Below are 21,020 nucleotides of genomic sequence, written 5' to 3'. Positions count from 1 at the left end.
GCTTTGACCGATTCCACAATTCGGCCGGAACATTTCCGGCCGATGGTCCGAAGCCGCGCCGGGTGCCCGCTTCCCAGACTGGGTCCGTGTTCACCTCCTCTCCCACGTCCGACGACGAGGGTCTCCCCGAAGGCATGGCGGATTCGGCGCAAAGTCCTGCAGGTGCGGCGCATCACGCGGAGGCCGCGGCCTCCGCGGCGGGTGTGCGCGTCCAGGAGGTCGGCGATCCCCGGCGGCTGCGCGCCGTCGCCGGCATGTTCGCCGAGGTGTGGGCGTCCCCGCCGGGACAGGACCCGCTCGCCGGCGACGTGCTGAGGGCCATCGCGCACTCCGGCGGCGCGGTGCACGTCGCCTACGGCGGGTCGGGGCTCGCGGGGGCGACGGCGGCGGTCTTCGGGCCGCCCGGGTCGCGCGGCGTCTACTCGCTGATCGCGGCCGCGCCGTACGCCGACCGGGGAGTGGGGTTCGCGCTGAAGCTGGCGCAGCGGGCGTGGGCGCTGCGGCACGGGGCCACGTCGATCGCGTGGACCTTCGACCCGCTGGTGCGCAGGAACGCCCGGTTCAACCTGGTGAAGCTCGGGGCCGTGGCCCGCGAGTACCTCCCCGACTTCTACGGCCCGCTCGACGACGGCGTCAACACCGGGGACGAGACCGACCGGCTCACCGCGCAGTGGTCGCTGACCGGAGTCAGGACCGCCGAGGCCGCGCGGGCCAGGCAGGTCACCGTGGAGGGCCCCGACCTCGAGGCGGTCGCGGTGGACCCCGCGTCCGGGCCCGACGGGCGTCCGTTCCTCGCCCGCGGCGACGGGTCGGTGTGGTGCCGGATCCCCGAGGACATCGTCGCCGTGCGCCGCGCCGACCCCGCCCTGGCCGCCCTCTGGCGTACGGCGGTGCGCGAGGCCCTCGTGCCGGCCCTGGCCGACGGGCTGACCGCGACGGCCATGTCCCGCGACGGCTGGTACCACCTGACCCCTGAGGAGATCCAGTGAAGATCGAACGCATAGAGCTGGTCCACGTGCGGCTGCCGCTCGTCGGCCGTTTCCGGACCTCCTTCGGCACCGCGACGGACCGGGACACGTTCCTGCTCCGCGTGGTCACCGACGCCGCCGAGGGGTGGGCCGAGTTCGCGGGCGACCCCGACCCGCTGTACTGCTCGGAGTTCGCCGCGAGCGCGCACCTCGCGCTCCGCGACCACCTCGTGCCCCGCGTGATGGCGCTCGGCGAGGTGACAGCCGCCATGGTCGGCCCGGCCGTGGAGGAGATCAAGGGCCACCGGCTGGCGAAGGCCGTGCTGGAGACCGCGATCCTCGACGCCGAGCTGCGCTCCTACGGGATGTCGTTCGCCACCTACCTCGGGTCGGTCCGCACCCGGGTGCCGGCGGGGGTGTCGGTCGGGATCATGGATTCGATCCCCGAACTGCTCGACGCCGTCTCCGGTTACCTCGGCGAGGGCTACGTCCGGATCAAGCTGAAGATCGAGCCCGGGTGGGACGTGGAGCCGGTCAGGGCGGTGCGCGCCGAGTTCGGCGACGACCTGCCGCTCCAGGTCGACGCCAACACGGCCTACTCGCTGTCCGACGCCGAGCACCTGCGGCGGCTCGACGACCACGGGCTGCTGCTGATCGAGCAGCCGCTTTCCGAGGACGACGTGCGCGGTCACGCGGCGCTCTCCGCGCTCGTCCGCACGCCGATCTGCCTCGACGAGTCGATCACCTCGGCGCGCGACGCGGCGACGGCCCTGGCATTGGGCGCGTGCCGCGTGATCAACGTCAAGCCCGCGCGCGTGGGCGGATATCTGGAGGCCAGGCGCATCCACGACCTCGCCGCCGCGAGCGGGGTGCCCGTCTGGTGCGGAGGCATGCTCGAAACCGGCGTCGGCAGAGCGGCCAACCTGGCGCTCGCCGCGCTGCCCGGATTCGTGCTGCCGGGGGACACCTCCGCGTCCGGCCGCTACTACGCCGAGGACATCACCGAACCGTTCGTCCTGGACGGCGGCCACCTGAACGTCCCCGACGGCCCCGGGATCGGCGTCGACGTGCTCCCCGGCCCGCTGGGGCGCGTCACCGTCGCCCGGCACGACCTCTGTCCCCCCTTTTAGGACACCGGTTCTTCAGGAGACCACGTCCTTGCGGCGGAAGCGCCGGAAGGCGAGCGCGATCAGGATCGCCGAGTACGTGACCGACAGCGCGACACCCTTCACCATCCCGCTGTAGTCGGGCCGCGGCGCCAGCGCGTCCAGCCAGGCCGTGTTCCAGAACGTCGGCAGGAACTCCCGGATCGAGCCGAGCGCCTCGACCGCCTGGAGGATGCTGCTCACGATGACCAGGCCCACGGCCCCGCCGACTGCGCCCAGCGGCGAGTCCGTGCTGACCGACAGCAGGAAGGCCAGCGACGCGACCACCAGCTGGCTCACCAGGGCGTACGCGATGACGATGCCGAACTTCGGCAGCACGTCGGCGGCGGCGATGACCTCGCCGGTGCCGGGCACGCGGATGTCGTGCCAGCCGAACGCCAGCGTGCCCGCCACCAGGGCCATGACCGGCAGCACGGTCACGGCGGCGGCCGAATATCCGAGCGCGACGATCAGTTTCTGCCGCAGCAACCGGTCGCGGGGTACCGGAGCGGCCAGCAGGTAGCGCAGCGACGACCAGCTCGCCTCGCTCGCGACCGTGTCGCCGCAGAACAGCGCCACGGCCACGACGAGCAGGAAGCTCGCCGACACCGACAGGGCGAACGCGGCGAAGTTCAGCCCGCCCTCGGTGGCGAGGTCCGACAGGCGCAGGGCGTTCTGCTGGTTGCCCGACTGCGGCCCGAACTGGAACGCCACCACGAGGACCCACGGCAGCGCCAGCAGCAGGCCGAACATGGCGATCGTCCGCCGCCGCCGGAACTGGCGGACGATCTCGACGCGCAGCGGCAGCGTCCGCCCGGGGGCGTATCCGGCGGCGGCGCCGGTCGTCTTCGTCGCGGGGGTCAACGGCTTTCTCCGATCAGGTCGAGGAAGACGTCCTCAAGCCGGGGGCCGGAGCCGTTGCCGGAGGTCGTCGCGCCGAGCAGGTCGCTCACCGGTCCCGCGGACACCAGCCTGCCGCGGTGCATGACCACCACGTGGCTGCAGGTCTGCTCGACCTCGCCGAGCAGGTGGCTGGACACGATCACCGTCCGTCCGCGCGCCGCGTACGCCTTGAGCACCCGGCGCATCTCCGCGATCTGCGGCGGGTCGAGCCCGTTCGTCGGCTCGTCGAGCACAAGCAGATCCGGCAGGCCGAGCATGGCCTGGGCGATGGCGAGCCGCTGCCGCATCCCCTGGGAGTAGGTGCGGACCGCACGGTCGAGGGCGCCGCCCAGCCCGGCGATCTCCAGCGCCTCCTCCAGGTGCGCGTCTCCGGCCGGCCGCCCGGTCGCCTGCCAGTACAGCTCCAGGTTGGCCCGGCCGGTCAGGTGGGGCAGGAACCCCGGCCCCTCGACGAACGACCCCAGCCGCGACAGCACGGGCGCGCCCGGCACCACGGGGTGCCCGAAGATGCGGATCTCCCCCTCGTCGGGGAGGATCAGGCCCATCAGCATCCGCATGGTGGTCGTCTTCCCGGCGCCGTTGGGCCCCAGCAGGCCGAGCACCTGGCCCTTCTCCACCCGGAACGACAGGCCGTCCACGGCCTTCTCGCCGTTGCTGTAGCGCTTGCCCAGCCCTGTGATCACCAGCGGCACGTCATCGTGTCCCGGTTCCGTCTCTGTACGGCTCTCGCCCCGCTCGGCCCGCTCGGCCCGCCGCGTGCGGCCGGTGAGCAGGAGCATGGCGGCGATCACGAGGGCGGCGAGCGGCATGGCCCAGGTCCACCAGGCGGGGCCGGTGGCCGGGGCGTCCAACGCCGGGTCGGCGGGCAGCGTCAGCCCCGGAGACCCGAGCCCGATCCGGTAGACGGCGGGGGCGGCCGGAGTGGCGTACCCGAGGTCGGTGGTCGACACCACCACCCGCAGCCGGTGTCCGGCGTCGAACCGCCTGTCGATGGCGGGCAGCGTCACGGTGACCGGCGTGCCCGCCTCCGTCGCGGTGACGCGCAGCGGCGCCACCAGGCTCGACGGCAGCACCGCCAGAGCCCCGCCGGAGGAGTCGTAGAGCTTGGCGAACAGCGTCGCCTCGCCCGTGCCGTACACCCGGATCTGGACCGTAGGACTGCCGGTGACCTGCGTGGACCTGGGCAGCGGCGCTGATTGGAACGCGGCCGCCTGCCCGGGGACGTCCAGGGCCACCCCGAGGTTGCCGCCCGCGCCGCTCAGCAGGCCGCCGAATCCGGGCACGGACGAGATCGCGGCGGGCGATCCGCCTGGCGGGTTCGCGACCTGCTGGTCGGGCCCGGAGATCGCCACCGTGGTGCGGGCGCTGCCGGACAGGCCGGGATAGCCGCCCCCGGTGGCGTGCACGATCACGGGACGCCGGGTGCCCGGGTCTCGCCCGCCGTCCCGGCTGACCGTGAAGGCCGCTGTGCCCGCACTCCCGGCAGCCGCACCCTCGGCGTCCGCCTTCTTGAGCCAGCGGTCGAACCACTCCGAGACGCGGTCACCCGCCCAGTCCGGCTCGCTGTCGCCGCCGTCGTGCCCGCCGTTGATCCAGGCCACCTCGACGGGGGCGCCGGTCGCCGCGATCGCCCGGGCGTTGGCGTCCGCCTGCCCGAGAGGGAACAGGGAGTCACGCTGTCCCTGGATGAGGAGCGTGGGAATGCGGATCTTTTCCGGCACCGAGACCGGGCTGGACTTGCGGAGCAGTTCGACGGCGGCCGGAGTGGCCCGGCCGGTCTCCGCCACGGTCTGGTACATGTCACAGATTGCCGGGAGGAACCGCCCGCACCTCACCTGCTGCGCCGTCATCGGCCGGCCGGCCGGCGGCCTGTCTCCACGCCCTCCGCCGGATGGGAGCGGTCCGCCGACCGTGCCCCCGGCTGTGCTGCCGGGCCCTGTGCCGCCGAGGCCTCCCGAGGTGAGCCCGCCGCCGGGGGACAGACCGGGGGACAGGGGGCCGTTGCCCGTGCTGAAGAAGATGCCCGCCCACATCTTCTTGAAGACGCCGTTGACCGGGCCCTTGCCGGTCGCGTCGGGGAAGAGGGCGTCGGCCAGGTCGTGCCACGTCACCATGGGGGCGATCGCGTCGATCCGGCTGTCGTAGGCCGCCGCCATCAGTGCGATGGCCCCGCCGTACGAGCCGCCCGTGATGCCCACGCGGGGGTCTCCGCCGCCGTCGAGACGCACCTCGGGCCGTTTCGCGAGCCAGTCGACGAGCTGGCGGACATCCTTGACCTCGTAGTCGGGGGAGTTGAGCGCGATCTCGCCGGTGGACCGGCCGAACCCGCGAGCCGACCAGGTCAGCACCGCGTAGCCCCGCCCGGCCAGCCGTTCCGCCTGGTCGCGGACGCTCTCCTTGCTGCCGCCGAAGCCGTGCGCCAGCAGCACCGCGGGGGCCTTGCCGCCGGAGACCGGGGGGAAGAACGTCGCGTCGATCGTCACGTGCTGGTCGTCGGCGGGGCCGTCCACGACCGGAATGGCGACGTCCTGGCCCTTCGCGGACGCTCCGGACGGCCACAGCGCCCAGGTCAGGCCGCCCCCGATCAGGATGACCAGCGCGACCGCCACGACCAGGGCCCGCCGCCCACCCGTAAACCTCATGTCGCGATGCTACTGAGCCGACCCTGAGAGATCGCTGAGGAGGAGCGGATGCGGCTACTGGAGGTGACGGGGAGGCGGGTGGGACTGGTAAGGAGCCTGCGTGCCCGCGCGGGGACGCGAGGAGGCGGGGCGGGCCGGCAGGGCGTGCTGAATCGTGACAACGCATCCGGGTAATCCCTGATTGCGCCCGCAACCTGCGGACCGGCATCATTTCGCGCGTGACCACAGGAACGACGCTCAGGTACGCACCCGCCCGCATCCTCGGGTGGGCCCTTCCTTACTGGACGCGCGGGGAGGCGGGCAGGGAGACCCCGGCCGACCTCTTCCGGGTGCTCTACCTCGGCTGGCTCGCGGCGTTCGTCCTGAAGGTGCTCGGGTCCACGTGGGACGTCTCGTGGCACTTCCGGTGGCTGCGCGACGATCTCGCCCCGCCGCACCTGCTCAACTCGGTCGGCACGGCGATCGCCGTCGGCCTGGCCCTCGTCCACTGGTACACCGGCTACGGCGTCGACCGCACGGCCTCCCGGCTGATCCAGTGGGGCACCGGGATCTTCCTCATCGCGATCCCGCTCGACCTGATCAATCATCGGGTCAACGGGCTCGACATCACCGCCTGGAGCCCCTCGCACTCGCTGCTGTTCATCGGCACCGCGCTGATGATCGCCGGGGTGATCCGGGGTTGGTACCTCGGCGCGGGGCCGTCCGGCGCGGTTCCGGAGCGGCGGCGCACGCTGGTGCTCGGCGCGCTCTTCGCGTTCTTCCTGGAGAACGTGCACTTCCCGGCCCAGCACCAGGAGTACGGCGTGCTGGAGCTGGCCTCCTGGGACCGCGGCCGGCCGTACGCCGAGCCGAGCCTGCTCCAGTTCGCGGCGGACCAGATGGGCCGGCCCGTGGACCACGCCATGATCCTCAAATTCTCACTGCCGGTGCCGGACTACGTGTACCCGGTCTACGCGGGCGTGTTCGGCATGGCCGTGCTGGTCTTCGCCCGGCTCATGGTCGGCGCGCGCTGGACGGCCACCGGGATCACGGCCGGCTACGTCGCCTACCGCTGTCTCGTGTGGCCGTTGCTCGTCGGGGGCGGCTTCCCCCCGTCGGCGATCCCGTTCTTCTTCGTGCTCGCCGGGATCTGCGTGGACCTCGCGTTCTTCGTGCGGGTGCCGTACATCCGGCCGGTGCTCGGGGCCGCCATCGTGACGGCCGCGGTGTACGGCGGGCTCGCCGTACAGGACCGGGTGCTGGAGGCTCCGCCGTTCGCGATGGGATCGTGGCCGGTGACCGCCGCCGCGCTGGCGGCCGCCTGGCTCGCCGTCGAGTGGTTCGTCGGGAGATATCACCTCTCGGGCGCCGACGCGCCCGCCTACACCGACGTCCCGGGGGCCCTCGCCGCCGCGCCCGCTGCCGCTACGGAGTCGCCTGCCGTGGTCCCCGCGCCCGCCACCCCTGCCGGAGAGCGGTGACGCCGCACGATGTCTCCCGGTGAGGCCGTGGGGGTTTCCGGGTGAGGCCGCGAGCCTGCAGCGCGCCGCGGGCTCACTTGCCGGCGCGCCGCTCCGGGGTCCGTCATGAGCTCGGAGAGGGTCATCGCCACGGCCCGCTCCACGACGGGAAGCCCGTCGAGGGTGCGCAGCACTATCAGGACATCGGTCGTGCTGGGAAGTCGGTTCCGCTCGGCCATATGCCGTCCGGTCGCAGGCGTGGCGGGGGCCGTCAGATGACCGGCGCCCTGGTGAGCGCGACGGCCACGCCGTACGCCAGGCCCATCACGGTCAGCTCGAAGGCCGCCCACGCGGCGAACGCGGTGGGGGCCTGACGGGCTATCGAAGGCATCAGACGCCAGCGGATGTTGGCGCCGAGCACCGCGATCACCCCGGTGAGCAGCGTCTTCGCCAGCACGAGCCAGCCGTATCGGGTGGTCGCCAGCGACAGGGGGAAGGTCTGCCCGGGGGTGAGTAGCAGCTCGATGAGGCCGTTGAAGACTCCCGAGAGTCCGACGACGAGCAGCGCGACCGTGGCCAGCTTCGAGAAGCGCGGCAGGGCGAGCGACAGCAGGTCGCGGTCGCGGGGGAGCAGCACGGCCACCGCGACCAGGCCGCCGGTCCACGCCGAAGCGCCGATGACGTGCAGCTCCATCGAGACCATGCTGAGGTCGTGCCAGTACCAGTTCGAGGCGTGACCGGTGACCGGGAGCGGCAGCAGGCCGAACGCGGCGATGAGCACCCGCAACTCGGCGGGGACCTTCTCGCCGAACCGCACGGCGAGCATGCCGACAGCCGAGCTCGCCAGGGCGCAGGACGCGCTCACGATGATGCCCTGACCGGAGCCGATCCGCTCGACGTAGGAGGCGACGTCGGGCAGCCCGCCCGGTTCGAGCTCGGCGGCGCTCAGCACGGCGGAGACGAGCGCGGCGGCGCACCAGATCAGGGCCGTCAGCACGGCCCAGTGCCTGGCCTTCGCCGCAACCCGTTCCGTCCGCTCCGGCGCGTCGAAGCCGAGGAGCTTGGGCAGCAGGCTCAGGCCGACGGTGGCCATCGCGGCCAGGTCGAGGATCACACGGGCGACGGGCAGGCCGTACTCGACGAGCCGGCCCGGCATCGGAATCCCCGGTGCCGGGGCGGGGAGCGTGACCCACGTCGCGATGACGACTGCGAGGAGCCCCGCCGCGACGACTCCCGCGACCGGAATCGGGGTCCGCGACGCCTCGGAGATCCTGGCCGGAGCCTGCCCGCGCTCCGCTGTCGCCGTCACGCTCCGCTCCCGAGCCCCGGCTCGCCCGATGAGCGCCCCGCCCGCCCCGCGTCGCCATGCCCTGCCGCGTCGGCAGAGTCCGTCTGTCCCGCGTCCGTCTGTCCCGCGTCCGTCTGTCCCGCGTCCGTCTGTCCCGCGTCCGTCTGTCCCGCGTCCGTCTGTCCCGCGTCCCTCTGTCCCGCGTCCCTCCGTCCCGCTTCCGTTCGGCCCGCGTCGGCCTGCGCCGGGCCGCTTTGCCCGGCGTCCGTCTTCTCTGCGGTGCCGGTTCGCCGGTTGTGGGGGCTGTCGCCTGCGTATGCGAGGGCGCGGCGGTCGTGCCGTACGAGCACGAGGGCGGCCAGGGCGAGCAGCGCCGCGGTGAAGATCAGCAGGACCCAGACCCAGCCGCCGCTCGACCCGGGAACCTCCAGAGACGTCGGCTTCCCGATGGCCGCTGTCGTGCCCGGCTTCGAGTCAGGGGCGGGACCCGTCCCCCCTTGGCCGCCGGCGCCCCCTGTGACGGTGAAGCCGATGGTGCCGGTGACCGGGTGGCCGTCGTTGGAGACGATTCGGTAGCCGATCGTGTACTCTCCGGAGACGCCGGGGCCTCGCACGCCGATGAAGACGCTGTCCCCGCTGACTCCGACGTCCCCCTGCTCGTAGTGAGCCCCGTCGGGACCGGTCACCGCGATCCTGGCGAAGTCACGGCGGACGGCCTGGTCGAAGGTGAGCGTCACCCTGGCCGGCATGGCCGAGAGCCGCGCCCCGTCCTGAGGGTCGCTGCCGATCAGGACGTTGTGGGCCCGCGCCGGCGTGGTCAGGAACAGCAGCGGAGCGCAGGCGATCAGCAGGACGACAAGGGTCCGTGCGAGCGGCCGAACCGTCCTGCCGAGCGCCCGCCCGGGGACGCTGAGCGGTCTCGTGATCAGGCCGGTGGTCCACGGCGCGCGATGGGGAGGCCGGGTGGCCGGGGTGCGCCGGGGCGCGCCTCCGGAACGGTGGGCGAAGAACGACACCTCCGGGCGGTGCAGGTGATCCCCTGGCCGGGGCGACCCGGCCCGCGCGACCTCGAACAACTGCCTTGCCTTCCGGTTGGGGACCCGCTGACCCAGACATGGTCCCACTCATCGCCCCCGGCCGATTCCCTGCCCCCAACGAGCCCCCCGACGAGCCCCCCGACGAGCCCCCCCGACGAGCCCTCCAGACGAGCGATGCCCGGCGATCCCTTGTGGGGATCGCCGGGCACCGGTTGGGACTCCGGGCCGCGCGAGCGTCACCGGTCTCACGCGGCCCGGAGGCTATGCCCGGCGGCCAGGGCGTGTCGCGCCTGCCGCCGAGCACGTCTTCGGCGGGGTCAGATCTTCTTCCAAAGGGCCGGCACGTTGGGCGGTTCCCAGCCCGCGATGGCCGTGTGCCCCTGGAGGCACTGGTAGTTCGATCCGCCGTAGCTGACCTTCGCGCCCGTCGCGTACGTCGTTCCGGCCGCCCACTTGGGATACGTGCCTGTCGGGGTCGGTGTGGGACTCGGCGTGGCACTCGGGGACGGGGTCGGAGTGGGAGTGCGCGTCGGCGTGGGCGTCGGCGTGGGAGTCGGGGTGGGAGTCGGGGTCGGGGTGGCGCTCGGGCTGGGGCTCGGGCTCCGGGTCGGGGTGGGCGAGGGGGACGGGCTGCCGCCCGCGCAGGCGCCCTGGTCCAGCCAGACCTGCGCGACACCCGGCGTCTCGCCCTGCGTCCACCACTGGGCCTTCCAGGTGTGGCCGTTGTAGGAGGCCAGGTCGCCGCCGACGTAGACGGCCGTGGACGACCAGGCGGCGGCCGTACAGGACGCGGTGGGTGACGGCGAGGCCGAGGGCGAGGTGGACGGCGAGCCCGACGGGGAAGGGGAGGATGTCGTGCCGCCGCGGGCGTAGTCCTGCAGGAGGCCGTAGCTGGCGCCGCCGAACGTCACCGTCCAGTTGGACGGGGTCGAGGTCGGAAGGTAGTAGACGAAGGCCACGTCGACCGACGCGCCGGGAGCGAGCGTCTGCCAGCTCGGCAGCTTCAGGGACACCCGGTTGTAGTCGCCCTGGAGGCCGCCGATGTTGTTCGCCGCGGTGTGGTCCTTGCGGATCACGGTGGACCCGAAGCCCGACTGGTCGGCCGCGTTACCCGGAGCGGAGTTCGCGTAGTCGAACTGGAACTCCGTGCCGCCCGGCAGGGTGACCGACGAGTTGTTCGTGATGTGGATCTTCGGGTTGATCGGGTAGTTGTTGTCACCGAGGGCGAACTCTCGGAAGTCGACCGAGATGTCCAGCTTCTGCGCCGGGATCGTGGTGGTCGCCCGGGTGCTCCCGTACGGCGAGGCCGCCTTGAACTTGTCGTACATGACCGTGGTCAGCGTGGACCCGGGCTCGTACTGGCCCTTGGCGGCGTTCCAGCCGTAGTCGCCGGCGAGCTCCCAGACCATCGTGCCGCCGAGGCCCTTGGACACCACGTAGTCGGCCTTGGCGCCCACCGACTGGTCGTCCTCGGTGGACAGGAACACCTTCTTGGTGGAGTTCCACAGCCAGGGCGCGACGAGGGCCGAGCTGTAGTTGCGGGTGTAGGTGCCGGTCAGCGACTTGTCCGTGATCCCGTAGGAGGACAGGTAGTCGCCGAGGACGCCCTGCTGGAGGTTCTTGGCGTGCCACATCGGGTTGGACCCGGCGGGGGCCTCCTTGCCGGCGGTGTCCAGGTCGTGCCACAGGTTGTCGATGCCGACCGCGCCGTCGCCGCAGCTCGTCAGGCCGGCTCCGGCCGGGCAGGTGGAGGCGGACGCCGTGCCCCACAGGCCGTTGGTGCCGCCCGTGACGTTCTTGAACCCGCGGGTGTAGTACGGCAGGCCGATGTTGATGCGGCCGGGCTGCATCGCGCCGCGGAAGTAGTGGTAGGCCCAGTCGGTGTTCAGGTAGCCGATGCCGCCGTACTGCGACGTCGTGTAGACGCCGGCCGCGGCCAGCTCGGCGTCCTTGCCGTCGTCGTAGAGCGAGGCGTTGGGGCCGACGTACTTGTTCCAGGCGCCGTGCAGGTCGTACGACATGATGTTGACGTAGTCGAGGTACTGCGTGACCTGGTAGGTCTCCATGCCGCGCAGCAGGTAGCCGGAGGACGGCGCGGCGATCGACAGCAGGTAGTACCTGCCGTCGGCGGCCGACGCGGTGTCGAGCTTCTGGCGCAGCGTCTTCATCAGGGCGACGTAGCCCTTCATCAGGCCGGCCCGCTTGGCGTTGGCGGTGTTCCAGTCGAGCGGGTTGCCCGCGTCCTTCATCGACGTCGGATACTCGTAGTCGATGTCCACGCCGTTGAAGCCGTACGTCCGGATGAACGAGACGGCCGAGTCGGCGAAGGTGTTGATGCCGGTCTGGTTCACCGAGCCGTCGGAGTTGACGGTCATCGAGTAGAACCCGCCGCTGGCCTGGCGGTTGCCGCTGTCGTCGAAGTAGCCGCCGGTCTCCGCCCAGCCGCCGACGCTGATCAGCGTCTTGGTGTCCGGGTACTGCTTCTTGAACTTGCTGAGCAGGTTGAAGTGGCCCTTGTAGCTGTAGGCCGGATCCATCTCCGCCCCGGCGACACCCGGCCAGGTCTCGCCGATGGCGGCGTTGGCCGCGGTGTTCGAGCCGACGGAGAGCTTGTTGTCCGGCCCGACATGGCCGAACGCGTAGTTGATGTGGGTGACCTTGCCCCAGGGGATGTTGTTCACCAGGTAGCGCGTCTGCCCGTTGGCGCCGTCGCGCCAGCCGGTGAAGTAGCCGATGATGCGGCGGGGGTGGTCGGAACCGTTCTTCTCCCGGCCGCCCGTGTCGTAGGCGAGGCAGTAGGGGACGTCCACGCCAGGCGTCCGGTAGAGGCCGTCGGGGCGGCAGGTCTCGTTGTCCACCGCCGCGCTGGCGACGCCACCGAGGCCACCGATGCCGCCGACTCCGACGGCTCCGCCGATGACGGCGATGCTGCCGGTGAATATCCCGGCCATGAGAGCGAGCGAGGCTGCTCCCGCTGATGCCGCGCGCAAGCGCACAGGCCACCTCCGATAGGCGACGTGCCAAGTGTCACTACACCCCCGCCCCCACGGGATTGCTCGGAAACTAAGCCTGTGTGAACAGGCGCGTCAATGCCTTCTTTTAAGAAACTTTCCTGATAGTTCTTCGTTAAGGGTCCCTTAAGGAAGGCTTGACCCCGGAGTTGCCCGTCTCTTGTGCCCCGATCAAGGCGGAGACTAAGATCCGAGCACTGCTCACGAACAACTGCTAGGTAGGTAGCCGTGGCCGCTCCCGCCGCTTCTCCGGTGGCGCTGGCGGAGCCGGTCCGGCGGGTGGGGCCGATCTGGACCGCGTTCATCTCGCTGGCCAACCTCGCGCTCTGGATGGCCTACTTCGGGCCGCTCCAGGTCCTGCTTCCCGAGCAGGTCGGCGGCATCGCCCCCGACGGCAAGGAAGCCGCACTGGCCTGGGTCACCGGCATCGGCGCGGCCGTCGCGATGATCTCCAACCCCGTCGCCGGCGCCCTGTCCGACCGTACGGCCGGGCGCTTCGGCAGGCGGCACCCCTGGACGCTCGGCGGGGCGCTCCTCGGCGGCCTGGGGCTGCTGTTCCTCGCGGGCCAGACGACGGTGGCCGGGGTGACGATCGGCTGGTGCCTGGCCCAGATCGGGCTGAACGCCATGCAGGCGTCCCTCACGGCCGGAGTGCCGGACCACGTGCCGGTGTCCCAGCGCGGCGAGGTCTCCGGCTGGATCGGCATCCCACAGTCGCTCGGAGTCGTTCTGGGCGTGGTGCTCACGACGATGGTCGCGAGCACCGTCGAATCCGGATATTTCCTGATCGGTGGCCTCGTGCCGTTGTGCGTGTTGCCGTTCCTCAGGACGCCCGATCCGCCGCTGCCGAGGGAGCACCGGCCGCCGTTCGGCCTCAGGCGGTTCTGGATCAGCCCCCGTCGCCATCCGGACTTCGCCTGGGCATGGCTGACCCGCTTCCTCATGCAGCTCGGCAACGCTATCGCGACCCTCTACCTGCTGTACTTCCTCTCCGACGCCGTGCACTACGAACGGCTCTTCCCCGGAGAGACGGCCGCCGACGGTCTTCTCGTCCTGATCCTGATCTACACGGCCGCCGTGGTGCTCACCACGGTCGTCAGCGGCGTGGTCTCCGACCGGCTGGGGAAGCGCAAGACCCTGGTCACGGTCTCCGGCGTGATCAGCGCGGTCCCCGCCCTCATGCTGGCGTTCTGGCCGCAGTGGGGGGTCACGGTGGCCGCCGCCGTCGTGCTGGGCGTCGGGTTCGGCGTCTACCTGTCGGTGGACAACGCGCTGGTCACCCAGGTGCTCCCGGCGCCCGAGGGGCGGGCCAAGGATCTCGGCCTCATCAACATCGCCAACTCCGGCCCGCAGGTGCTCGGGCCGGTGATCGCCGGGCCGATCGTCGCGAGCCTCGGCGGCTATCCGGTGCTCTACCTGGCCTCCGCCGTGATCGTCCTGCTCGGCGCCGGACTCGTCTGGAAGATCAAAGCCGTTCCCTAGCTCTCAAAGCGCCACCAGTAGCGATTCAATCGCTCAGGGTGACGAGATATGGGAGTATGGGTCCATGGGTATGGTGACCAATATGAAGACCACTGTGGACATCGCCGACGGCCTTCTTCAAGAGGCACGCCAAGTCGCCCACGCCGAGGGGACTACGCTGAAGTCGCTGATCGAAGAGGGTCTCCGCGCGGTGTTGTCCCGCAGGGCCCCCAGAGCCGACTTCCTTCTGGAGGACGCCTCGATCCCCGGTGACGGTTTGCAGGCCGCGGTGAACACGGCGTCGTGGGACGACGTGCGCGCCCTCGCGTATGGAGACCGCCTGTGATCGCGGTGGACACGAACATCCTGGTCTACGCCCATCGGCGGGACAGCGAATTCCATGTCGACGCCGCGGAGCGGGTCAGGGAACTAGCGGAGAGCCGTGTTCCATGGGCGATTCCGTGGGCGTGTCTGCACGAGTTCTTCTCGATCGTCACACATCCCCGGATCTACGCCCCGCCGAGCACCACCGACCAGGCGCTGCACCAGATCGAGGCATGGCTCGCATCTCCCTCGCTGGTGACCCTTGGCGAGGGGGCCGGATACTGGCCGGCCCTCAGAAGCGTCCTCGTCGAGGGGAAGGTCGCGGGGCCGCTGGTGCACGATGCCCGCATCGCGGGGCTCTGCCTTTCTCACGGTGTCCGCGAGCTGTGGACGATGGACCGCGACTTCAGCAGATTCCCCACGCTGACCACCCGGAACCCGCTTCGCCGTGGAGGCCGTTGAGATCTACGGGTGCTCGTTGACGTAGGACTCCAGGCGGTCGCGGCTCCACCGGCCGTCCGCGACCACGACGCGGTAGGCCAGGCTCAGCGTGTCGCCCGGCGCCAGTCGCACCTCCTCGTCGAAGGCGATCGACGGGTTGACCGCCGCGAAGGGGGTGGTCCTGACGAACCACTTCGCCGGCTGCGCGCTGATGAACAGCAGCGTCGAGGAGCGGTCAACCTCGTCGTGCCTGCCGGCGTAGGCCAGCCACCGCGCCTGGCGGCCCATCATCTCCTGGCCCTCACCGGTCTCGGCGATGACCTCGCCGTGCTCGAACGAACGGGGGCCGCGCCAGAACAGGCCGCAGTACCCCGCCATCGGCCGGCCGTTCGTCGTCGGGCTGCCGAAGACCAGTTCCTCGCCCCGCCTGTTCGTCATGGCGGTGGTGAGGTCGAGGGCCCACGAGTCGTCCTCGACGTCGCGGATCGCCAGCGTGCGGACCTCGTCGACCCAGTGCTCGCCCGCCTGGGTGTGCCAGGTCAGCCGCTCCACGCCGGGCTCGGGGAAGCCCTCGTGCCGCATCGTCCCGTTGTTGGGCAGATCGACGTAGGTCTCCTCCTCGCGCACGTAGGTGCCGCCGCCCCAGAAGTTCTGCCCCGAGAGGTTGGAGACGGTCATCTGGAGGCCCTTGTGCCACAGGTGGTCGTGCGGCCGGTAGGCCGTCACCACGTCGCCCGCGAGCGTCCGCATCGGATGCAGGTACGGCTTGGGCGACTCGTAGACCGGCATGTCCGGTTCGTAGACGTAGTGGAGGATCTCCACGCCGCGCTCTTCGACGACCAGCTTCTTCACCGATCCCACCGGGCACCTCCGTTTGTCGCGAGAAGTCGTCCACGCCGAGACGTGGAGGTCCAGAAGCTCACCGGCATGTCACCCGAGCAGCCAGCCGTACAGCCAGGCGAGGAGCGCCAGCCCGACCAGGCTCGGCACGATCTGGATCGCCCGCGCCCGCAGCCGGAAGGCCGCCACGGTGGACAGCGCCGTGGCCAGGACGGCGAGCAGGCCGTACCACGCCAGCGCCTTCGGGACGCCGATGGCGAGCGCGGTCTGGTCGGCCATGCCGTGCACGCTGAGGGCGGACAGCCCGGCGAACGCGAGCCCGGCGAGCCCGGCCAGCGCGGTCGGCCCGCCGCCCCGCCGCCTGACCAGCCCCGCCAGCCCGGCGAGGAGCTGTACGGCCGACACGAGCACGAACAGCGCGAGCGGCGCGAAGAGCAGCGGGGAGTTGATCGCCTTGTAGGCCGACGAGGTCAGGGCGAGCTCGCCGGGACGGACGATCGGGTACGGCGCGCGCGCCGGGTCGCACGGCGCTCCGGTGGCCGCCGGGTCGTCGAGGAACGCGGCGATCGTACGGCGCCCGCACTCGCTGGACAGGAACACCGCGTGCCCTATCCCGGCGAACTCGGCGAAGCGGGCCCCCGGCACGCCGCGGGCGGCCTCGCGGGCGGACTCCGGAGGCGTCGTCGGGTCGAACTGGCCGCCCACGACCAGCACGGGCGGCGCCGGCGCCGGCCGGGCCGGGGGAGCCGGTTCCGGCCCATCCCCAGTGCCCATGCCCCCCGTGCTCCCGGTGCTCCCGGCGGTCCCGGTGCTCCCGGCGGTCCCGGTGTCCTGCGTGGCGATGGCGGCGGCGCTTTCGCCGCGGGCGGCGGGCAGGTTCCAGGCCCCGCACACGGCCGCGTCCGCGACCCCCGTGAACAGCCGGAGGCGGCCACCGTCGGGGAAGGAGTTGAACGGCACCTCGTCCTGGCACTGGACCGCGTAGTACAGCCCCCAGTCGTGCGAGGTCAGGCCGCCGCCCGCCTGGTCGACCAGCGGTTGCAGCAGCCCCGTGCGGCCGTCGGCCAGGCCGTCCACCAGCGCCGGGACGATCGGGATGACGTCGGCCTCGTGCAGGGCCTCTTCGAGGATCGTGGCCACGTCGTCGCCGGTCAGGTTGACCGTGATCCGCTTGTGGGTGAGCGGGTCACGGGTCTCGAGCGTGGCGGGCCGGGCGTTGAGCCGGGCCACCATCGCGTCGAACCGGGCCGTGATCCCCAGCTTGGCGATGGTCGCCGCGAGCGCGGGGGTGGCCTCGTCGTACCACTTCGTCTTCGCGGGGAGGAAGGAGTCGAGCACCACGCTGCGCGTGCCCGCCGGGTCGTCCGACGCGGCCTGAAGCATCGAGCGGGTGGAGTAGCTCACGCCGAAGAGGTTCCACTTCGGGTAGCCGAGCGCCTTGCGCAGGTCCACGACGTCTGCGGCGATCTCGGCGGTCTGGTAGCCCCGGAGGTCGATGTGCTCCCGCTGGAGGCGGTCCTGGCAGGTCAACGCCTCTCTGATGATCGGCGCGGTCTCCTTGGCCATCTGGGCGGGGCTCTGCAGGGTCTGAACCAGGCCCCTGACGATCTCCGGACAGCTCAGCCGGGGCTCGGAGTAGCGCCCGCCGCGCTGCTCGACCACCACGACGTCCCGGTCGGGCAGCATCCGCGAGAGCAGCCCGGTGAGCTGGAGCGACGGCGACCCCGGCCCGCCGCTCGAATAGACCACCGGGTCCGGCTTGCGCCCCGCCGCCGTCGACCGGTGTACGGCGTAGCCGACCTTGATCGTCCTGCTGTTGGGGACGTCCCGCCGCTCGGGAACGAGGAGGAACCCGCAGGTCGTCCCCTCCGGCACCGCGACCGGGCAGGGCCGTTCCTCGGTCTGACCCGGTCCGGCGGCGTGCGCGGCGCCGGACAGGAGGCCGAAGAGGCCAAGAAAGGTCACAACGAGGGCCGCGGCGAATGCCGTCACGGCCGCTTTACGTACACCCCGCAACCGTCAGCCCCGTCCCGCGAACCCGGCGATATCCGCAGAAACCTTAGCGTGAATCATTCCCAGGCCGTGTCAAAGGCCCCGATTCGTCTGAAGAGCCGTTGCCCGTGCGTGATCACGCCGGGCGCCTTGGCAGGTGAAGGCGTACGCGGTGGAAGACGTGCATGATCACCAGGGGGATGCGGACTAGTCAGGCTGCCCATGCGGGAACACGTGCATGATCACGCCGGAGCCTGGCTCGGCGCGAAGCTCTCGGGGCGCACCCTTTGGGCACAGACCTCTCGGCGCGAGCAACGACTCGGGCCATTTCCGGGCCCGCAAGATTCCCGCGCGATACAGTTCCGCCGAGGCCACACGTCTGTGACCTTCTTGAACGGCCCCGGCTCGCCTACTGTCGAAGCAGGGGACGGCGAAGCATTGGGAGCCCGCGTGCCTGAGACCTGCGACGTCGCGATCATCGGTGGTGGAGTGATCGGGTGCGCGATCGCTCACAGGCTGGGATCCGAGGGCCGGAGAGTCATCCTCCTGGACGCGGAGCCGAAGCTCGGCCAGGGCGCCTCGGACGCCGCCATGGGCGGCATCCTCACGCAGACGGAGCCCGCCTGCCTCGGGCCGCTCAGCGCCGTGCTCAAGCGCGGCCGGGACCTTTACCCCGACTGGCTGGCGGAGCTCACAGAGGTCTCGGGGGTCACGGTCCACGTGCTCGACGGTGGAGACATCCAGGTCGCCCTCAACGAAACGGAGATGGAGCGCCTCGAGACCCGCGTCCTGCCGCTGTGGAAGAACTCACCCTTCGCCGTCGATCGTCTGACCGCCTCCGACGTCAAGGAGCTGGAGCCCAAGCTGAGCGACGCGGTCATCGGCGGGTTCCTCCTCCCGGAGGAGCTGGCCCTCGACCCGCGAGAGCTCATGGTCGCGCTGGCCGCGACCCTGACGGCGGGGCGCCACCCGATCCGGGTCCTGCTCGGCTCCCGCGTCACACGGGTGGAATCGGCGGCCGACGGCGCCGAGGCCGCGCTCGAGGACGGCACCCGGATCTCGGCCGGGACGGTGATCGTGGCCGCCGGACATCGGAGCGGCGCCTTCCTTCCCGACCACAGGAAGCACCTGTTCCCGATCAAGGGCGAGGCGTTCGACATGCGGCCGCCGGGAGCCACCACCTACGCCCTGCGGCACCACGTCTTCACCGAGATCGTCGAGGACGGCGTGGAGCGCTACCCCTATCTCGTGCCGCGCCATGACGGCAGGGTGGCGGTGGGAGTCACCTACGAGCCCAACGTGGGCGATCCCCAGGTGACCGACCGCGCGCTCGACGAGATCATGCAGGGGGTGACCACCCTGCTGCCGGAGGCCGCCACCTGGGAGGTCGGAAAGAGGTGGGCGGGCCTCCGTCCGGGCAGCACCGACCACCGGCCCATCGTCGGATACGTCGACGAGCACCGACGGGTGCTCGCGGCCACCGGGCACACCGGCCTTGGCGTCACCCTCGCCCCGGTCACGGCGGAGATGGTCTCGGCCCTCGTCAACGGGGACGTCGACGCGGACACCCGCGAGCGGCTCGACGTCTGCCGGCCGGACCGGGAGTTCGTCCCGCCTACGCAGGTGGGGACGCCGACTCCCAGAGCTCAGTGAACCGTTCGACCTTCTCTTTCACCTTCTCCGGCTCGCGCACCAGGATCGTGCTGAGGATCATGGGGGCGATGCCGTCCCCTCTCTGCGGCGAGGGGTTCGACTCGTAGTACAGGACGCCGTCGAAGAGGATGAAGTCGGACAGCGATCCCCTAAGAGTCGGCGGAGCCTCGGCGTACGTGAGCACCCTGACCTCGATTCCCACCTCCGACTGCCACTTCCAGATGCGCCGGAAGGCCTCGGAGTCGAGGAGCTCGGAACGATCCACGATGAAGATGCGGCGGGCCCGGGCGCCGCGCTGCACCAGGTCCCGCTGGATCTTCACGTAGCGCTGACCGAGGTCGGTCATCCAGAAGCCGCCGTCGAACTCGGTGGCCCGCGCGTCCACGCTGGTCGTGCTGATCGCGTCGAGACTGGTCCGCGTGCTGGCCGCCAGGGCGAGCAGCCAGTCGCGGTCCTCGCCCTCGTAGATGGCGTGGCCGCCGTCGCCCAGCTCCTTGAGGAACTTCGACATGCGGCCGATCTCGTGATGCACGAGGTTCTTGACCAGCTCGGGCACGTCCTCGCCGATCTTCGTGGCGTTCCGGACGAACTGCGTGACCACGTCGCTCTGCAGCGCCGAGGCCTCCATCAGCCCGAACAGCTTGCTCGCTTCGTTGATCTTGGAGAACCCGTCCCCTACCAGCAGGTGGGTGCTGCGGTGCTGCTCGCGCTGCTCCTGCCGGACGATTTCGAGCTGGGCGTCCACGTCCGCGAGGAACTGCACGACGAAGACCACGCCACTGATGAACGTCGCGAGCAGCAGGCTCCACAGGTCCTCGCTCGGGCCATGGATGAAGGAGTTCGTCACCAGGTAGCTGACGCCGCCGACCAGCATGGTGACGAGCAGCTTACGGATGATCTTGGGGACGACCGGCGGGGCCGGCTCGCGGGCTCTGCCATTCATTGCCGCCTCCGTCCGGCGTCCGCGGTCGCGCTGAGAAGGGCGAGGGTGTTCACCGCGACCTGGTCACGCACGCGGTCGACCAGGGACTGCCACTGCCGGGTGAACCCGGGACGGCGATCGAGGCTCTCCCAGAAGGGCGCCAGTGCGTCGTCCACCCGAGCCGCGGGCATCCACAGGTGCAGGAGGTGATCGACGGCGGGGGCGAGTTTGGCCGCCGCCTCCGGGCCGGACCGGCTGCCGATGCGGGCCCGTTCGATGATCACCAGAAGCGCCGTCAGCAGCCAGTCGTGCAGCGCCAGATCTTCGCAGAGGTCCACGACGGCCGGTGTGAACTCCCCTTCGTGGACGAGGCGCAGCGTCCGCACCTGGTCGGAGTGCAGGGTGAGGCGGATGGCCGGCTCGCCCGTCCGCGCCACCCACCGGAGCCGGGCCCGAGCGATCTTGAAGGGCGCCCGCCTGTCCAGCAGGGGCGACGCCTGGACGGTGTCCATGAACCGCGCGCTGATCGCGCCGAGGTCCAGGCAGTCCGCCGGCGGGTCCTCGGTGAACCCGTCGGCCAGGTCCTCCGCCCTGGCCTTCCCGAACACCTCGATGACCCCCGGGCGGGCGAGGTAGTGCGACCACGCGAGCCGGCGGTCGGAACCGCTGCGCTCGACGTGCGCGTACGACGAGCCCTGCACGATCCGGCCGCCGGTGATCGACGACCGGGACACCACCGTGCCGATGCCCCTGACCCGGGACTGCGAGGCGGACGGAAGCCTGCAGTCCACCCCGGTCAGCCGATCGGGCGACACCGCGTAGACGATCGGACGCCGGGAGACGCGGACGGTCTCACCCGCCAGCAGCCGGAGAACGTCACGGGCGCTCGACTCGGGGACCTCCCCGGAGTTCTGCAGCAGCCCGGTGTGCACTTCGCCCATGACCAGCATCAGT

At 71.2% G+C, this 21,020-nt stretch carries 16 protein-coding genes; 7 read left to right on the top strand and 9 right to left on the bottom strand.

All coding sequences use genetic code 11. From position 1 onward, the window contains the following. The first annotated feature begins 86 nt into the window (after positions 1 to 86). Entirely contained in the window at positions 87 to 989 is a 903-nt protein-coding gene (locus tag ABH927_RS27350) for a hypothetical protein (protein ID WP_370026172.1), read from the top strand. Then, positions 986 to 2,098 carry an o-succinylbenzoate synthase gene (gene menC / locus ABH927_RS27345; protein WP_370026171.1) on the top strand — a complete coding sequence of 371 codons (1,113 nt, stop codon included), beginning with the start codon at positions 986 to 988 and terminating at the stop codon, positions 2,096 to 2,098. Before ABH927_RS27350 ends, menC begins: the two co-directional genes overlap by 4 nt. A gap of 12 nt (positions 2,099 to 2,110) precedes the next feature. Here menC and ABH927_RS27340 read toward each other — a convergent pair whose 3' ends face one another. Together ABH927_RS27340 and ABH927_RS27335 are read right to left on the bottom strand one after the other, a co-directional pair. Further along, complete coding sequence (locus tag ABH927_RS27340) at positions 2,111 to 2,977, bottom strand: ABC transporter permease (RefSeq protein ID WP_370026169.1); 867 nt, start codon at positions 2,975 to 2,977, stop codon at positions 2,111 to 2,113. Further along, a complete protein-coding gene (locus ABH927_RS27335; RefSeq protein WP_370026167.1) occupies positions 2,974 to 5,658 on the bottom strand; it encodes an alpha/beta fold hydrolase in 2,685 nt (894 codons plus the stop codon). The genes ABH927_RS27340 and ABH927_RS27335 overlap by 4 nt, the downstream gene beginning before the upstream one ends. Positions 5,659 to 5,876: 218 nt before the next feature. Here ABH927_RS27335 and ABH927_RS27330 point away from each other — a divergent pair, with 218 nt between their 5' ends. Next, positions 5,877 to 7,118 (top strand): hypothetical protein, encoded by a 1,242-nt coding sequence (locus ABH927_RS27330; RefSeq protein WP_370026165.1) that lies wholly within the window; start codon positions 5,877 to 5,879, stop codon positions 7,116 to 7,118. A 250-nt stretch (positions 7,119 to 7,368) separates the two neighbouring features. On the opposite strand, the gene ABH927_RS27325 is transcribed toward ABH927_RS27330, so the two are convergent. The 3 genes from ABH927_RS27325 to ABH927_RS27315 form a co-directional block, all read right to left on the bottom strand. Then, the gene (locus tag ABH927_RS27325; protein ID WP_370026163.1) at positions 7,369 to 8,406 is read right to left on the bottom strand and encodes a copper resistance D family protein; all 1,038 of its coding nucleotides are present in this window, start codon (positions 8,404 to 8,406) and stop codon (positions 7,369 to 7,371) included. Further along, complete coding sequence (locus ABH927_RS27320) at positions 8,403 to 9,461, bottom strand: copper resistance protein CopC (protein WP_370026161.1); 1,059 nt, start codon at positions 9,459 to 9,461, stop codon at positions 8,403 to 8,405. Before ABH927_RS27320 ends, ABH927_RS27325 begins: the two co-directional genes overlap by 4 nt. A gap of 278 nt (positions 9,462 to 9,739) precedes the next feature. Further along, positions 9,740 to 12,418: a chitinase C-terminal domain-containing protein gene (locus ABH927_RS27315; RefSeq protein ID WP_370026160.1), complete on the bottom strand. Its 2,679-nt coding sequence runs from the start codon at positions 12,416 to 12,418 to the stop codon at positions 9,740 to 9,742. Positions 12,419 to 12,661: 243 nt separating this feature from the next. Between ABH927_RS27315 and ABH927_RS27310 the strand changes: the two genes are divergently transcribed. The 3 genes from ABH927_RS27310 (at position 12,662) to ABH927_RS27300 (ending at position 14,680) form a co-directional block, all read left to right on the top strand. Beyond that, positions 12,662 to 13,915, top strand: coding sequence for an MFS transporter (locus tag ABH927_RS27310; RefSeq protein ID WP_370026158.1), 1,254 nt, complete (start codon positions 12,662 to 12,664; stop codon positions 13,913 to 13,915). A gap of 82 nt (positions 13,916 to 13,997) precedes the next feature. Next, positions 13,998 to 14,240: a type II toxin-antitoxin system VapB family antitoxin gene (locus tag ABH927_RS27305; protein WP_370026157.1), complete on the top strand. Its 243-nt coding sequence runs from the start codon at positions 13,998 to 14,000 to the stop codon at positions 14,238 to 14,240. Further along, positions 14,237 to 14,680, top strand: coding sequence for a type II toxin-antitoxin system VapC family toxin (locus ABH927_RS27300; protein WP_370026155.1), 444 nt, complete (start codon positions 14,237 to 14,239; stop codon positions 14,678 to 14,680). Before ABH927_RS27305 ends, ABH927_RS27300 begins: the two co-directional genes overlap by 4 nt. Before the next feature lie 3 nt (positions 14,681 to 14,683). Here ABH927_RS27300 and ABH927_RS27295 read toward each other — a convergent pair whose 3' ends face one another. After that, positions 14,684 to 15,520 carry a PmoA family protein gene (locus ABH927_RS27295; protein WP_370026153.1) on the bottom strand — a complete coding sequence of 279 codons (837 nt, stop codon included), beginning with the start codon at positions 15,518 to 15,520 and terminating at the stop codon, positions 14,684 to 14,686. 69 nt (positions 15,521 to 15,589) lie between these two features. Next, positions 15,590 to 17,491 (bottom strand): alpha/beta fold hydrolase, encoded by a 1,902-nt coding sequence (locus ABH927_RS27290; protein ID WP_370026151.1) that lies wholly within the window; start codon positions 17,489 to 17,491, stop codon positions 15,590 to 15,592. A 450-nt stretch (positions 17,492 to 17,941) separates the two neighbouring features. On the opposite strand from ABH927_RS27290, the gene ABH927_RS27285 reads away from it, so the two are divergent. After that, a complete protein-coding gene (locus ABH927_RS27285) occupies positions 17,942 to 19,144 on the top strand; it encodes an NAD(P)/FAD-dependent oxidoreductase (protein ID WP_370026149.1) in 1,203 nt (400 codons plus the stop codon). On the opposite strand, the gene ABH927_RS27280 is transcribed toward ABH927_RS27285, so the two are convergent. Together ABH927_RS27280 and ABH927_RS27275 are read right to left on the bottom strand one after the other, a co-directional pair. Continuing rightward, positions 19,107 to 20,087 (bottom strand): hypothetical protein, encoded by a 981-nt coding sequence (locus tag ABH927_RS27280; RefSeq protein ID WP_370026148.1) that lies wholly within the window; start codon positions 20,085 to 20,087, stop codon positions 19,107 to 19,109. The genes ABH927_RS27285 and ABH927_RS27280 overlap by 38 nt on opposite strands. Further along, a complete protein-coding gene (locus tag ABH927_RS27275; protein ID WP_370026146.1) occupies positions 20,084 to 21,016 on the bottom strand; it encodes an SCO2521 family protein in 933 nt (310 codons plus the stop codon). The genes ABH927_RS27280 and ABH927_RS27275 overlap by 4 nt, the downstream gene beginning before the upstream one ends. Between the last annotated feature and the right edge of the window lie 4 nt (positions 21,017 to 21,020).

The sequence above is a fragment of the Planotetraspora sp. GP83 genome (genome assembly GCF_041262585.1).
Classification (GTDB): domain Bacteria; phylum Actinomycetota; class Actinomycetes; order Streptosporangiales; family Streptosporangiaceae; genus JAOEGB01.
Note: the sequence above shows the minus strand (reverse complement) of the source record. Positions and strands in the feature narration are given on the sequence as shown.